The organism is Olleya sp. NP1-10 (assembly GCF_055804415.1).
Genome location: NZ_CM147840.1, coordinates 3,259,350 through 3,275,351 on the forward strand (window position 1 = coordinate 3,259,350; position 16,002 = coordinate 3,275,351).

The window sequence follows — 16,002 nt, forward strand, 5'->3', positions numbered from 1 at the left end:
TTCTTCACGAATACTAGTTGGTGATGCGTCTGGTAAAAATTTTTGTATGGTTTAGGGTCTTGACATATAATTATCCAATTACTTTAGGTTTCTTATTTACATCAAACTGCTCTACTTCTTTAGTATTAAATAATTGATGATGTTTCTTGTTACGCCCTTGCAAAGGAAAAAGTAATACACTACTGTCATTCCCAGGCTTTATAGCCTGTTGCGAGGAACGAAGCAAAAGCAATATGTTTGTCATTCCTAACGTTGTGAAGCAATCTGTTTGTTGTCACGTCATTGCCAGACTTTTGGTCGTGGCAATCTATTTAATATTTGGTACTACGCTTCATGAGACCACTTCGTACCTCGCAGTGACGGTTTGCCATCAGGAGACTGCTTCATCCTAGTTTACAACGTCATTGCGAGCGCAGCGAGTCTTGCAATGACGTTACACCTCATCAAACAAATCCAACCATTCTGGATTTATACTTTCTATTAAAGCTATTTTTTGTGCTCTGCTTCCTCCTTTTAACTGCTTTTCTCTTGCTATTGCATCTCCAATCATTTGGTGTGCTTCATAATATACCAGTTTGTTTAAATTGTATCTGGCTGTAAATGATTTTAAATTGTGTTTTTCTTTATGTTGCAGTATCCGTTGTTTTAAATATGCAGTAACACCAACATATAATGTGGTATTGTTTTTATTAGTAAGGATGTAAATATAACCTGGTTTCATACTGTATATGTCATAGTCTCGCTTACGTCATTGCGAGCGTAGCGAAGCAATCTGTTTGTTGTTACGTCATTGCGAGACCTCTGGTCGTGGCAATCTGTTTAATATTTAGTACTACGCTTCATGAGACTGCTTCGTGCCTCGCAGTGACGGTTTGTCATCATGAGACTGCTTCGTCCTGTGTCCTCGCTATGACAGTATTATTCATGTTTTGTACTGACGATTCTTCTCTAACCTGTCATTCCCTCAATAAACACTTGCACAAACTCTTTCATTTTATCAAGAATTCGTTCTCCTATTTCACGTGCTTTTAAAATACTTGGTCTGTTGTCTAGGCACTTAAAGATATCGTCTCTTAATGGTTCTCTGCCATAATCTGTGTAGCTTTCTATTAAGGCTTTAAATTGTGCTTTATCAAGATTTTCGTCTTCACATATTTTAGATAATGCTAGTATTTTTTCTTCATGCCAAAAGCGTTCAAATTCATCTTGTATTGCGTCTACATCATTAATGTGTGGTAAGTTTTCTTCTATAAATTTTTCTATTAACTCGCGTTTACTACGTAACTCTACATCACCAGATAGCATATCTATAATGGCTTTTTTCTGTGCTTTGACATCAGCAGATTTAGCATCTTTTAATTTTGCAAGAAGCTGTAAAATGTAGGCTACATTTATTTGATCACGATGAATGAGTTCTAACTCAAAATCTATATCATCTAAAATAGATGTTTTGTGTTTTTGACTATCGTTTTTAACCTTGTCGTGTAAATCTAGATACTTGCTTTTGTAATCCTCAAAGGTTTGCTCGTCTATACCTAAATCTTCCCAATCAAAATCAGTGTACGATTCTAATACATTTTTAGCACGTAACAAACGTCTAAACGCTTGTATGAAGGCTAACTCTTCGGTTTCGCTTGGTAAATTATCAACCTCTTGAAATGTTGGTACAATCTCTAACAAGTTTTTTAAAGCGTCATCAAACTTTTCTGCAATTTTATCATAAGGTGGTAAAATGATTTCCTCTATTGCTTCTTTATTAGAAAACAAGGTAATTGCTTCATCCGTTGCTTTTTTAAGATTTCTAAAGCACAATATGTTTCCTTGCGACTTCTGCTCACCTAAAATCCTGTTAGTTCTAGAATACGCTTGTATTAAACCATGATACTTTAAATTTTTATCTACGTATAATGTGTTTACTTTTTTAGCATCAAAACCGGTAAGCATCATATTTACTACAATAACAATATCTAAACGGTCTTTATCTTGAAACGTTGCTTTTTCACGTTCTTTTAAACGCTTACTAATATCTTTAAAGTAGTTTTCAAACTGCTGACTATCTTTTGTTGAGAAACTAGTGTTATACATGGTGTTGTAATCAACAATGTATTCGTCTAGCTTTTCTCTGGTATGACTTGTTTTATATACTAAAGCTGGCTCTGCTGCTTGAGGCAATTGTTCTCCAGGAATATAATCTTGTGCATCTTCGTCATCTTCATTGGTTCCGTAAGAAAATATAGTTGCAATACGCAAATCGTGTTCGCCTGCTTCTTTTTTACGTTTGAAAATGTCGTAATACTTCTTTAACGTATCAATGTTGCTCACTGCAAATAAAGCCGAATACTCTTTGCTAAATGTTTTCTGATTATGGTACGCAATTATATAATCGGCTATTTTTTCTAAACGTTTTTCATCTGCAAAAACTTCCGCAGTATCAATAGCTTCTACTTCAATATCGATAAGCGTGTTCCCTTTTTGTTTGTATCTCCCTACATACTCAATACCAAAACGCAATACATTCTGGTCTTTTATAGCATCTGTAATCACGTATTTATGCAAACAATTACCAAATAAATCTTTGGTGGTACGTTTTCCTAAATCATTTTTAGACGCATTGTCTTTAAAAATTGGTGTTCCTGTAAAACCGAAAAGTTGACTGCTTTTAAAATACTCTGTAATTTTTTTATGTGTATCTCCAAACTGACTGCGATGACACTCATCAAAAATAAAGACCACTTTTTTATCTTGTAAATGCGTTAAGCTTTTCTCATAATTAGCTTTAGAAATCGCATTGTTTAGTTTTTGTATGGTAGTTAACACCAATTTAGAATCGTCTGTTAACTGCTTAACCAAAGACTGTGTATTGTTGGTAACATCTACACTATCTTTTTTAAAGCTATTAAACTCTAACATGGTTTGGTAATCTAAATCCTTTCTGTCTACCACAAACACTACTTTGTGTACGTTTGGCAAGTCCATAATAATCTGGCTTGCTTTAAAAGACGTTAAGGTTTTACCAGAACCTGTAGTGTGCCAAATATAACCATTATCGTTACTTGTAGTTACCTGATTTACTAGCTTTTCTGTTGCATAAAACTGATATGGTCGTAAAACCATTAATATTTTATGCGTTTCGTTATGCACCACATATTTTGCAATCATTTTACCCAAATGGTTTGGGTTTAAAAACGAAGTAGCGAATTGCGTTAAATCGGTAATATTTTTATTATCTACATCTGCCCAGAAAAAAGTTTGTTTAACAGACTGTAATTTATTATTGGCTAAATATTTAGTGTTAACGCCATTACTAATAACAAACAATTGCACATACTGAAACAAACCATGATTAGACCAAAACGAGTGACGCTGATACCGATTAATCTGATTAAAAGCCTCTTTAATTTCTAAACCACGACGCTTTAATTCTATTTGCACTAAAGGCAAACCGTTTACTAAAATAGTTACATCGTAACGGTTTTTGTAAGTCCCTTCTTGGGTGATTTGGTTGGTGACTTGAAACAAATTTGATGTCCAATTGTCGCTATTAAAAAAGCGCACATAAAAACTGTCTCCATTGTCTCTGGTAATATTAAAACGATCGCGTAGCGTTTTAGCTTTTTCAAACACATTACCTTTTGCCAAATGGTTTAAAATAGTATCAAACTCTTTGGTAGAAAATACGGTTTTATTAAATGCCTCTAATTGCGCTTTTAAATTAGATACTAAAGCGTCTCCATCTGGTATGCTTACGTTTTGGTAACCTAAACCTGCTAACTGCTTTATTAGGTTGTTTTCTAGTTGTGCTTCAGATTGTTTTGACATAGTTTGTTATGTTCTGTCATTGCGAGACCTTTAGGTCGCAGCGACCTGTATATTTCTTGCAATTAATTCTTCAAGTTTACTCTTTTCAAACTCCCAAACTTGACAGCTAGTTAGATTTTTAATATTCTTAGTCCAAAATTTAACGTCTTTAAAATTTTTAGGCATTTTATCTGACTTTGTATGCGTAAAAATCATATCTATAAATAATGGAATATAATTTATTTTATTAACCATTAAGGTTTCTTTTATTCTGTGGATGTATCCTAAATTAATCAATGAATTCAAAATATTCTCATTTTTCTTAAATGCATTATAAGGATATAAAATTACATTTGTTTGTAAGCCATGTACAACTTGTTCATCAATTATTCCATATAATTCTCTAATTTGTTCTTGTGGTAAATAAGCTTCTTCTGTAATTAACTCGTCTTTACTTTTCTTAATTTCTCTTATTACTTGCGACAATACCATTCTATGTATTTTTGGCTTATTTTCCGCTTTAGAATACTTCACCATATGGCTAAAAACATCTAAAAAATACCTTGGCAAAGCACCAGAAGCACGAACGCAATCATTTATTACATTTTTATCATTAAACAACTTATTAATTCTAACAGTTGTAAACTCTAAAGAAGGATCAATACCACAAAGTATTTTAAATAACAAATCCTTATTAGCTTCTAATTCATAGAAATCCCTATCAAGATTAATTGTACTAAAATCATCCTTGTGAGATAATATCTTATTATTTTCTTCATTAAGTTTAAATCTATTTGGAACTAAACACGCCTTATAGGAGAAAGCCATATTTGAAGTTTCTTTATTTATATCATGAAGGTACTGGAATATGTAAGGCTGGTTGTCTATAGGTATTTGATAAAAATCATCAAGAATTAAAAAAATTGGTTTTTCAAATAATTTATGAAAAGCTTCTAAAGATTCTATAATTTCTTGTTTTATTTCATCCAAAGCTTCTTGTTTTGAATAAACTCCTGTGTACTCTAAATTATTTTCCTCATTTTTTTCCTTTTCCTTATTTAGAGTATAACTTAATTCACTTGTAGCCGAAGCATTAATAAGTGCTAAATATTTTGCATCTGCGGTAATACTGCCAAATAAATTAACTTTACTGTTACTTTTTTGGTTTACTCTATTAGAATCAATAATCTGAATATTAGAACCGTTGGGAGTTTTTTTAATTACCTCTAATTTCTCTAATAATATATTTAATGTATTAAACAACTTATCGTATTCTACTATTTCACTAGACCAAGTTTGCTTATTTGTTAGTCCATTAATTAAAGATTTAATTTTATAAAATTTTATTTTAGTTTTTCTTTGAACGTATGGCTCCCACTGTTTACTATTTTCTAATTTATCTTTAATATCTTTAAATAATGTTATTAATACTTCAACCAATGGTAAATCTGCACTTTGCCTCTGTTTACCTTGCATGTCTATTATAGTAACAAATCCTTTTTCTTTTCTTATTTCTTCAATTACTTTAATTAATAGAGAAGTTTTACCTGCTCCTCGCCTACCAACAATTAAATGATTTACTGGATTTTTAAGTGTTTTTACATGATTTAAAGGGTCTATATAATTAATATGATTACTGTAATCCTTTATTTTCCGTCTTTTTATAAGCTCTATTTTATCTAATAATTTATCAACTTCTGGAAAAGTTAAATTAAAATTATTATAGTCTTGCGGTTTATATTCTTTAATATCACTCATTAACTTTATTTTTAAACAAACATCTGCTGCAACAACCCTTTTTTAAACGCTTGCGTTTTGGTTATTTGCGTTTGTACTGCTTCTATTTTTGTATCTATAGCACTTAAATAATTGGCTATTTTTTGTTGTTCAGGAAGTTTAGGAAGTAATATTTCCATCTCACTTAAAGTTGACATTACTATATAAGGTGTATTTCCATCTTTTTTCTCTAAAAATTCGTTTATGTAAAAACTTATCTAAAAAGTGTCGTATATAAAAAATATTCTGCTCAAATCCATCTAACACATAGGTTCTTTGATAAGCATTAAACTTTCCTTTAAAATGATGAATATAACCAACATTTGCTCCATTTCCAGAAACAATTAGAGCATCTGTGTCAAATTCATAACTATCTATTTGAAAATAATCTTTAGCGCATGTGTAAAAACGATATTCTCCATTTTCAACCATCGCATTAGCATCTAATTTACCTGTTTTGATATTACAAACCTCTCCCAACCGCTTCTCTTCCCAATCCGGGAATTCTGTTTGCGTGGCTTTTGAAGAGACTGCTTCGTGCCTCGCAGTGACGGATGTATTTGTGACGTCTGGTTTAAAGCGCAATTGTTGGCTAAACAGTTGTTGCATTACGCCTTTTTTGTATTGGGCTAAGGTTTCTTTTTTTGTGGTGAGTTGCTGTAGTTTGGTATCTACTGATGTTAGGAAATTGGCTATTTTTTGTTGTTCTTTAAAACTAGGAGCAACTATCTTAAGCTTCTTAAAAAAAGGTAATCCAATTGTTTTTATTGTATTACCAATAGCTATTCGTTCAAATTGTGGTTTCATAATTTGTAACCAATTATAAAGAAACCAATTTGATGATTTATTGTCTTCAGTTTTCCACACAATAAAATGCTGACTAACTGCCATAGCGTGTTTCATTACAGCACTTTTCCCTACACCTGCATCTCTTGAGAGTAAAACAGTTCCTTTTGGATGAAGTACAGCGGAAGATTTTTTTATACCTAATTCTGTAATTTTTGTATTAGTTTCTTCAATATAACCATTGTCCAACCGTTTTGAATCTGATAGGGAAATCCAATTAATATCTCCATTATAATACTCTGGATGACTTTTACTTGGAGTATGTCCAGATCCTCTAATTGCAAAATCGTCAAGTAAAATTTCCTCCCATTCCCCTTCAAACTCTTTAAAACGTAGTTTGGGTACTCTTGCGTGTGTCATTGCGAGGGACGAAGCAATCTGTTTATTATTATCGTTGGCATCATGAGATTGCTTCACTGCGTTCGCAATGACAGGTGTGTTCGCAATGACGTTACCTTTGTTGTTCTGTGTTGCCATTAAAAAGGAGTATCTATGTTTAACTGTTTGCAAAAGTCTGCAATGGTGGCATCAGTCTTTGCTATGTCTGCCTCCAACGATTTTAGCTCTTGTGAAACCGCTTTTAAGTCTACAGGTTCTTCCTCTTCAAAAGTATCTACATAACGTGGTATGTTTAGGTTATAGTCGTTTTCTTTAACCTCGTCTAAAGTGGCTACGTATGAATACTTATCAATAGTAGCTTGAGATTCTTCGCCACGCTCTGAATGACAGTACGCTCTGTAGGTGTCTACAATAGCATTAATATGCTGGTCTTGTAATACGTTTTGTGTTTTTACTTTCTCGTAATGTTGGCTGGCGTCTATAAATAGGATGGATTCGTGACGTTTAGGATGAGATTCTGAAACGAGTTCAGAATGACGTACGTTAGTTCTATTTTTTTGAGTACCAAAATACAGGTTGGTATGCTTGTACCATAAAATATGTTTGCTGGTAAACCTATTACTGCGTCTAGATAGTTTTTGTCTTCTATTAAAAACTTTCTAATATGACCTTCGGCTGCACCACGGAACAATACACCATGTGGTAATACGCAAGCCATTGTACCATTATCGTCTAATTGATGTACCATGTGTTGCACAAAGGCAAAATCTGCTTTAGATTTTGGTGCTAGTTTACCGTAGGCAGAAAATCGATCGTCGCTCATAAATAATGGGCTTGCGCTCCAGTTTGCCGAAAATGGAGGATTGGCAACTATGGCTTCAAAGCGTTCTTCTTTGTGTTTTGGGCTTGGGTTTACTAGTGTGTCTTCGTTATAAATATCAAAACGTTTGTAGTGTACGTCGTGCATAATCATGTTCATTCTGCACAAGTTATAAGTGGTTGGGTTGCTTTCTTGACCGTAAAACTCGCCTACTTCTTTGACTTCTTTAGCAACACGTAATAATAACGAACCAGAACCACAAGTTGGGTCGTACACGCTTTTTAGTTTGGTTTTATTTGTGGTTACTAATTGTGCTAGTATTTTAGAGACTTGCTGTGGTGTGTAAAACTCGCCTGCTTTTTTTCCTGCTCCACTGGCAAATTGCCCTATTAAATACTCGTAAGCATCACCCAAAATATCGCTATCTGAGTTTTCTAGGTCGAAATCTATGGTTTCTAAATGGGTGAGTACTTTTACGATGAGTTCGTTTTTAGCGTCTTCGGTTTTACCTAGTTTACTACTTGTTAAATCTAGGTCTTCAAACAGGTTACCAAAATCGTCTTCGCTTTCGCTTCCCATAGTACTTTGCTCTATGCTGGTTAGCACGTTTGCTAAGTCACCTAGAATAAAGTTGTTTTTGTTGCCTGAGTTACCACGTTTGGCTAGCTCGCTAAACAGTTCGCTTGGTTTAAGGAAATACCCAAGTTTGTCTAATGCTTCATAACGAATGGCGTCTAACAATTCTTCGGCTTGCTCGTGACTTTCTACGGTATCGTAACTTAAACCGTCTGGTTCTAGAATTTCGTTGGCGTAGAGTTTCATTTTTCGGCTTAAATATTTGTAAAAAATAAAGCCTAGTATATAGTCTCTAAAATCGTCTGCATCCATATTACCACGTAGGTCGTTGGCAATATTCCACAGGGTTTGTTTTAGAACTTGTTGTTTTTGGTCTTCGGACATTTAAAACTTGTTGTTTAAATTTATTGTAACATTATAAGCTTCTAATAATAAGTATTTTACTTTTTTAGAAGTATTATCAAAAAAGGGAGAGCCTAAATATAGAAACTTTTTAAAAAATGTGCTTGTAAATACTCGTAATTATCCTAAAAAAAGCCTTGTATAGGAATAGTCTTACCTAACAAAAAGTTGATTTTTTTGCATATCAACCTAATAAACAGCTATATTTGTTGTGTACTTAGTGTACAATTAGTGCGTAAGACACACTTAAGACCTTATAATAATAGCCTAAACACAGAGATTCTAGCTGGTATTTAGGCTTTTTTTGTGCCTAAACGTGAGGTTTTAAATAGGTCAGCACCTTTATAATGTAAGGTCAGCACCTTGGATGACAGAGGTCAGCACCTTAGTCTTGTAAGTTGCGCACCTTTTTAGGGTAAAAAAAGGCATAAAAAAGGCCCTGAGTGGTAAGACAACACTCAAGACCTTATAATAGGTTACCTAAAACGAGATTCTAGCTGGCTTTTTTGTAAGTTAACCCTGTTAATAATTGACGTAACCGCTTACCTGGTCTAAACAAAATACGAGACTTGGTAATTAGGTTGGCATTGACAGCCTCTACAGTATCTACACCTGTAGAGCTTAGTCCGACCTGAAAATTACCCAATCGTCCTAATTTGACTATTCGTCCTTGTTTAAGCGAATGTATAATGTTACGCTCTAAGGATAATAGGACCGCATGACAATCGGACTCGGTTACAGTACACTCGTAAGCAATTTGCTCTGCAAGTATATCTAAATCTACTTCACCATCTGCAATCGCTGCAGCATAGTACTTCTCAGGTAACGTAATGTCCTGAGGGTTTCTTTTGGCTTGCGCCTTAAACTTTACACTCATATATCTATGATATAAATTAAAAAATAATTTGTTTGCCTTAGTACGACCTAACTGATTAATAACTAGTCGTCTAACTGACTCTGCAAGTTTACAAAAAAACTATTTAATTTTATAACACCGTTATTTCGTAACGCCCAAATAAGACTACTATTTTGTGTTTAAACCTGTTTAACTAAAAATATAAGTAATTGATTTACAGTTGTTTAACATCTTTAAATAACAAGCAATTTGTGTTCATAATGATTACTATAAAGTAACCACTCTATTATAATGACATCTAAAAAAGTAGCTTATTAGAGCAAAAAGAAGGGGCTTTTGTTTTTAGGACTACTAAAGAAAACTTGAAACAGGACTAATTTTAAGCCATTTATAATGATGCCTTTAAGTGAAGTCTTGTTTGGTCTACAATGAAAATTTTTATTTACCAATACAATATTTAACTATCCTTATATCTATTAGCGTTAAGCCGTTTGGGCAACAAATAGGATACAAAAAACACATAAAAAGAGTAAATAAAGAGTAAACATCAATAAATAAAGCAACAAATATAGCATAAAAAAACCGCTCGATTAGAGCGGTTTCCAAATAAAAACACCAAGCATTAATTAGCTGTACCAGAGCCTAAATAAATACTGTTTGATACTTGACTACCATCAGCAGTAATAAACGCCATAAATAGCTCTACCGTATCACCTGCATAAGTTGTAGGGATTGAAACAATTTGAGAACCTACTGTTCTGTCTGCTCCATTAAGTAAAGAAATAGATTCCTTTTTTGATGGATTGTAAACCAATAACATTGCCTTGTCAGTAGCATTTGCGTTACCTTCAGCAGAGTTATCATCCCACCCAAAAGTTACTTCTCCAGCAGTTGCTAAATCAGTCGTCGGGTTTAACGCACCAGATAAACCTCCGCGACTTACTAAAGCGTTTGGATAGTCAACAACAAAGTTTGGTTCTGTACCTGTAATCGCATTATTCAACACATACGACATTGCAGCATTAAATTCTGTTTTCTTAACAGCTAATCCTTTATACCCTAACTTAATAAAAGGCTTTACAGCCTGTAAAAATTCTAAAGTGGCAGTAAACTTCGTTCTTTGGTTTACTTGACCAACAGTTCTTGGATTGGCTACACTTGAGGGTTTAATTCTAATGTAATCAATTCCTTTCCAGCTTCCACCGATAACGTTTCCAACCTTACCTGAAAGCCCTCCTAAAATACCTTGGGAAATTTTACCCATAACATAAATAATTTAAATGAAACTTGTTTTTCTTCGGACTTGGTACGGACTTAACACGAAGTTGTACCTTCCGATTGAATATATAGCAAATTTTATGCTATTCGTTAGATATGGATTTTGTTGCTTTAGATTGCTTCTTTTTGCATTTTAGAAAATAAACTTTGAATGTATGATACTTTCAAATCTGCCATTTTTGAAATGACTTTTTGAAGTTCGGCTTCTTTTTTACTAATTACTGACACAATATTAATATGCTTTTGCAATTGAAATTCATTATTTATTAATGATGTAAAACTATTTTTTAGAGTATTTCTGCAATCATCTATTGAAATAAACGGAATAACACTTCCTTTTAAATAGTAAGCGTAAAAACCGCCTATTTGTAACATCATAGATAAGTGAAAAAGTGTGTGTTTTACCTCTTCTGTTGTAGTAGTGACAACGAAACAGTTAGCACAGGATTTTAAGAGTGGTTTTCCGCTGTTTAGCCCTTTGTTTAGTATAAAAAAATGAGGGTTTGAGTAAGTTTTTCCTGCTCGATGTGTTTTCAGTTTAAAAGTTGACATAGCTATCCAATTTAAAATTGCTTCGCTACGCTTCGCGCCATTATTTTTTTTGAAAAGAAAAAAGATAGCCATAGTTGTTGTGGCGTGGGTAAGGCTGTCAAGGTTTTTGGATAAAAGTTTTTTGAGTTGAATGTCTAAATCAAAAGAAAAAGGGTCTTGAAAAAAGTTTTATTCAAAACCCGTAGGGCTTGACCTTTATAGCCTTGTGCGGTTGGCAGAGGTAGCCACATATATTTGCTACCTTTTTTTATTTTAATCCTATAAATGCAAATATTACTATTATTATCAATATAACTATTGTGAAAAATTTTGTAGAATAAGAATCGTCTCCTTCAGGATTTTCGATTTTATTACCGTTTTCATCTATATCGTGAGGAAAGAATAAATCAAATAATGATTCAATCAGTTTTTTCATACATTAAATATAACTTTTCTGGGGAATTAACACTTAAAAAAATAGGTTGCATTTTGTTATTGAGTGTTGGATGAAGCGTTTGTATGGGTAGCGTTTTAAATAGTTGTTTGATAAAACAGCATTTAAACAAGCTACTTATACAGGACTTTTAGACAATAGCTTATTGCTTTTTTGAGGCACGATAAAAAGTAATGTGCTATGGCGTAATACTACATATTATAAACCTATTTTTTTATAACCGCTGACTTGGGTGGTTGGGAAAAGTGGTCTTTAATATTTGTTAACGAAATGAAACAAACAAAGACTTGAGGTAAGGAATACTTGGACTTAACGATGGTTTTGTGCAGATGAATGAGATAACTTATATACTAACCTACTTTAAATTACTACTGATTCAATATAGTGCCAAATGTGGTTTTATATTCCAATGTGAGCGTTGGAATAGCGGATATTTTACATAATAGCAGTTATAGCGACGAAAATATAATAACACGCCGTAGGCAACCTCTGAAAGGATTTTTGCTCCTATAACTTCTATTATGTAACATAGCTTGGGATTGGTTTTGTGGCGGAATAGTTGTTTTGAACGTTGGCAATAGCTCTTTGCTTTTTTATTGTACCAATTTATTAAAATGGATACTTTTAAATAAAAAAAGAAATGTGCTATTATAGCGCTGGCTACAAGTATTATGACATAAAACCAATTATGTATTGGCGTGCGGAACAACACAAAAGACAGAGGATTTTGAGGTACGAAAAAACTGGGTTTTGGGTTGTGGGGAATAAAAAAAGAGCCTTCCGAAAAAGACTCTTTCATTATTGCTTAATGGTCGTGATTTGAATGGTCATCACTTTTTCTTCACCAGATTGATTCATCATCATTTCGTGGTCGTATTTACAGCAACCTGGTAAACCATCATATGCTTCTTCATCACCTGCAATTTTTTCGGTATCATATCCTGAAGCTGCGATTGCTTTATGGATTGCCATTGCATCGGTTTTTGTATCATCAAAAGACACGTCAATCTTCTTTTTATCGACATCCCAATTAGCACTTGCTACGCCTTCAACACCGTTAGCTGCTTCTTCGATAGTGTTTTTACACATTCCGCAATTTCCTCTTACATCAAAAGACAGGTCTGTGATTGCCATATCTTTTGACATTTCAGTAGTTGTGGTTTCTGTTTCTTTTTTGGTTTCGTTTTTACAACTTGTAAAACCTAATGCTGCTATTACAGCTACACTTAAAATTACTTTTTTACTCACGTCGATTACATTTTTGTTTTTGTGTTCGTGATTTTTCTTTGAAAAATTCATTGTTTCAAATTTAATTGTTATTACTTGATTTTTTATTCTATTACTTGTTTTACTTCACCACAGGTTAGCATTGCTTCGCCAAAGTATGGATTGATTACTTTTTCTTCTTTACTCAACCAATATGCACCATTGTTGTTATCTGACATTGGACAAAATTCTACATAGACCTTTTCATTGATACCAAATAGTTGAACAGCATTGATTAGATGTGATGATAAATGTTTAAAATGGTCTCTTTGTGATTTTATATCGGATGTTTCAGAAATTGAGGTTGCAGAAGATTTTATTTCGCCTTCTAATGACATCCAATGGTTATGCGCCTTATTATCTGACAACAATTTCATATCTACTTTGTTCAATTTATTTAATAAAGTTGTTGCGTTTGCTGAAGTACTTTTTGAATCTTCTTTTACTAAAGCATCTTTTAAATTGATATACGCATTGAAAACAGCTTTTAACTGCTCTTGAAATTTCGCTGACACTTTCAAACGCTCATTCATATTAGTGTGGTCACTTTCTTTGTTAGAAGCATTGTTATCCATACCTAAATGACCTTCGTGTCCCGTCATTACTTTACCACCTTCTTTATTCATCATAGACTTTTTGCCTTGTAATTGTGCAGCTGCATCAACCGTAAATGTTCCGTTAGTCACTATTTCATTTCCAGCAAATATACCTTCTACAACTTCATATTCATTACCAATTTGATTGCCTAATTTAATTTCAACCATTTCAAAAATAGGTTGGTCTGGATTTGTTTTGAGGTACACTACAGAACGTTCACCTGTCCACATAACAGCAGATGCAGGAATTGTTAATACTTCGTCATTTTTAGCTGTATTGCCTTCAATATTTGCGGTTACAAACATTCCTGGTTTAAAAACATCATCCTTATTATTTAGTACCACACGCAAGGTTACAGTTCTTGTTTTGTTGTTTAAAACTGGGTCTATAAAATCTACTTTACCTTTAAACTCTTTATTAGGATAAGCATTGGTTGTTATCATCACTTCCTGTCCTTTTTTAAAGCGGTCAATCTGATTTTCATACACATCAAAATTTCCCCAAACCGTGTTTAGATTAGCAATTTTAAGTAAGGGTTGTCCTTGTTTAATGTAATCGCCTTGCTCTACCAATTTTTCTGTGACAGTTCCTGAAACGGTTGCATACACAGGAAAGTTTTCTTTTACTTTTCCTGTTTCTTCAATCTGATTGATTTGATTGTCAGAGAGCTTCCATAATTTCAGTTTATTACGGACTGCTTTGTATAAAGCAGGTTGTGATTCTTTTAAAGATGCTGCAGTAATTAATTCTTGTTGCGCGGCATAGAGTTCTGGCGAATAAATGGTTGCCAATAATTGACTTTTACGAACTTCTTCGCCTGTAAAACTCACATTCAAACGTTCAATTCTTCCAGCGAAATAACTTACCTGTACTGCATTGGCTTCTTCGTTTTCAGCAATTTTACCAGATAATTTGATAGTATTGCCTTCAACATTGCCTTTACCAACAATAGATGTTTGAATATTAGCTAAAGCCATTGCGTTTTCAGTCAATTTGAATTGGTCTGCTAATAAACCATCACTTCCACCATCAGCAGGAATTAAATCCATACCACAAATAGGACAATCGCCTGATTCTGGTTGCATAATTTGTGGATGCATAGAACACGTCCATAGTTGATTAGTTTCTGCAACCGCATCGTGATTATGTTCTGTATCTTTTTTTGATGAACCACCAAAAAGCAACCAACCCAATAACACACCTACTACGAGTATGCCAATATATATGACTATTTTATTATTTTTCATTCTCTAATCGTTTTATCATTGCTTTCATTTCTTCTATTTCTTTACGTTGTGCTTTTATAATGTCTTCTGCTAATTTCTTAACTTCTGGGTCTTGAATATCTGCTCTTTCACTTGTTAAAATAGCGATAGAATGATGTGGTATCATTGCTTTCATCCAAAGGACATCATCAATAATTGGTGCTTGTGTTCTTACCAACCCTAATGCACCTACAAACAGTATAAAACTACCTGCAAGTATTGCGATATTCTTCTTTTTATCATTATACATTTTTCGCATAAAAAACCACATTATTACTGCCATTGTTGAAATTCCTAAACACGTCATATAGAATCGTGTTAAACTAAACCATACGTGGTCTATGGAATAGGTGTTTAAATACATCGTTATGTACATTGCTACAAATGAGCAAGCCAACATTATAAAGAAGGTTTTGTAATTTCCTTTGTTTGAGTGTTCTTTTGGATTTTTCATAATTAATTGATTTTAAAAAATTAACATTAAACTTGCCATAACTATCATTATGGCATTCTCGATAAAAGTAGCTTCTGTCATTGGTAACTTCAGGGCTGTACCTAAACAGGCACATCTGATAGCTTTTTTATCTAAAAGGGTTTTTGTGACTCCTATTGTAGTTAGCCCTAAAACCACAAGTGTTACTATTAAAGCAATGTTCACTTCAAATCGCATTAAGAACATTAAACCTAAAGCTGTTTCAATAAATGGATAAACTTTCCCATAAAAAGGAACACGTTTAGCTAAAGGGTCGTACATACGAAAGGATTCTGGAAAACCTTTTAAATCGAGCATTTTAAAGAAGCTAAATACGATGTAAAACAACCCCATAAAGTCAAGCATAAACGCGTTCCATCTCCAATCTTTATAATGTAATAATATACTTGCTGTTGCGATATAAAAGATGATAAGCAAGAGTGGTTTTAATTGTTGTAACTTGCTTTTTTCTTCTTCCATTGGCATTGCCGACATACTTGAAGATGCAAACACATTCTTCTCATTCTTTTCAGATAAAGTATACTTTTCTGGTAATGCTTTTTGTAGTATATCAGTTGAAATATGTTTATTCATTTTCACTTCTGCCTCACCTTTTTCAAGATTAACAGACACCTCTGATACGTGGTCTATTTCACTTAAATATTTCTCGACGGAAGCCTTACAGTTGTTACAGGTCATTCCTGATATTTTATATGTATGTTTCAT

The 16,002-nt window shown here is 33.3% G+C and carries 13 protein-coding genes and 1 pseudogene; all 14 read right to left on the bottom strand.

Annotated elements, in window-relative coordinates:
- Positions 1–70: 70 nt before the first annotated feature.
- The 14 genes and pseudogenes from AC0L4B_RS15340 to AC0L4B_RS15405 all read right to left on the bottom strand — a co-directional run bounded on the left by AC0L4B_RS15340 (position 71) and on the right by AC0L4B_RS15405 (position 16,002).
- Complete coding sequence (locus AC0L4B_RS15340) at positions 71–226, bottom strand: hypothetical protein (RefSeq protein ID WP_473437701.1); 156 nt, start codon at positions 224–226, stop codon at positions 71–73.
- Between the two features lie 207 nt (positions 227–433).
- Entirely contained in the window at positions 434–721 is a 288-nt protein-coding gene (locus AC0L4B_RS15345) for a GIY-YIG nuclease family protein (RefSeq protein WP_473437702.1), read from the bottom strand.
- Between the two features lie 227 nt (positions 722–948).
- Positions 949–3,819, bottom strand: a complete 2,871-nt coding sequence (locus AC0L4B_RS15350; protein ID WP_473437703.1) for a type I restriction endonuclease subunit R — start codon at positions 3,817–3,819, stop codon at positions 949–951.
- Between the two features lie 30 nt (positions 3,820–3,849).
- A complete protein-coding gene (locus AC0L4B_RS15355) occupies positions 3,850–5,556 on the bottom strand; it encodes a hypothetical protein (RefSeq protein ID WP_473437704.1) in 1,707 nt (568 codons plus the stop codon).
- Positions 5,557–5,567: 11 nt separating this feature from the next.
- Complete coding sequence (locus AC0L4B_RS15360; protein ID WP_473437705.1) at positions 5,568–5,732, bottom strand: restriction endonuclease subunit S; 165 nt, start codon at positions 5,730–5,732, stop codon at positions 5,568–5,570.
- Entirely contained in the window at positions 5,716–6,897 is a 1,182-nt protein-coding gene (locus tag AC0L4B_RS15365) for a restriction endonuclease subunit S (RefSeq protein ID WP_473437706.1), read from the bottom strand. Before AC0L4B_RS15365 ends, AC0L4B_RS15360 begins: the two co-directional genes overlap by 17 nt.
- Positions 6,897–8,539, bottom strand: a pseudogene (locus AC0L4B_RS15370) (type I restriction-modification system subunit M). The gene AC0L4B_RS15365 and the pseudogene AC0L4B_RS15370 overlap by 1 nt, the downstream one beginning before the upstream one ends.
- A 511-nt stretch (positions 8,540–9,050) precedes the next feature.
- On the bottom strand, positions 9,051–9,434 hold the full coding sequence (locus AC0L4B_RS15375; RefSeq protein WP_473437707.1) for an HU family DNA-binding protein: 384 nt from the start codon (positions 9,432–9,434) through the stop codon (positions 9,051–9,053).
- A gap of 601 nt (positions 9,435–10,035) precedes the next feature.
- Positions 10,036–10,677 carry a DUF6266 family protein gene (locus tag AC0L4B_RS15380; protein WP_226696421.1) on the bottom strand — a complete coding sequence of 214 codons (642 nt, stop codon included), beginning with the start codon at positions 10,675–10,677 and terminating at the stop codon, positions 10,036–10,038.
- A 125-nt stretch (positions 10,678–10,802) separates the two neighbouring features.
- Positions 10,803–11,315 carry a DUF6943 family protein gene (locus AC0L4B_RS15385; RefSeq protein WP_226696420.1) on the bottom strand — a complete coding sequence of 171 codons (513 nt, stop codon included), beginning with the start codon at positions 11,313–11,315 and terminating at the stop codon, positions 10,803–10,805.
- 1,159 nt (positions 11,316–12,474) lie between these two features.
- On the bottom strand, positions 12,475–12,975 hold the full coding sequence (locus tag AC0L4B_RS15390; RefSeq protein ID WP_473437708.1) for a heavy-metal-associated domain-containing protein: 501 nt from the start codon (positions 12,973–12,975) through the stop codon (positions 12,475–12,477).
- A 32-nt stretch (positions 12,976–13,007) separates the two neighbouring features.
- Complete coding sequence (locus AC0L4B_RS15395; protein WP_289044106.1) at positions 13,008–14,786, bottom strand: efflux RND transporter periplasmic adaptor subunit; 1,779 nt, start codon at positions 14,784–14,786, stop codon at positions 13,008–13,010.
- A complete protein-coding gene (locus AC0L4B_RS15400) occupies positions 14,776–15,258 on the bottom strand; it encodes a DUF305 domain-containing protein (RefSeq protein WP_226696417.1) in 483 nt (160 codons plus the stop codon). Before AC0L4B_RS15400 ends, AC0L4B_RS15395 begins: the two co-directional genes overlap by 11 nt.
- Positions 15,259–15,270: 12 nt before the next feature.
- On the bottom strand, positions 15,271–16,002 hold the full coding sequence (locus AC0L4B_RS15405; protein WP_226696416.1) for a heavy-metal-associated domain-containing protein: 732 nt from the start codon (positions 16,000–16,002) through the stop codon (positions 15,271–15,273).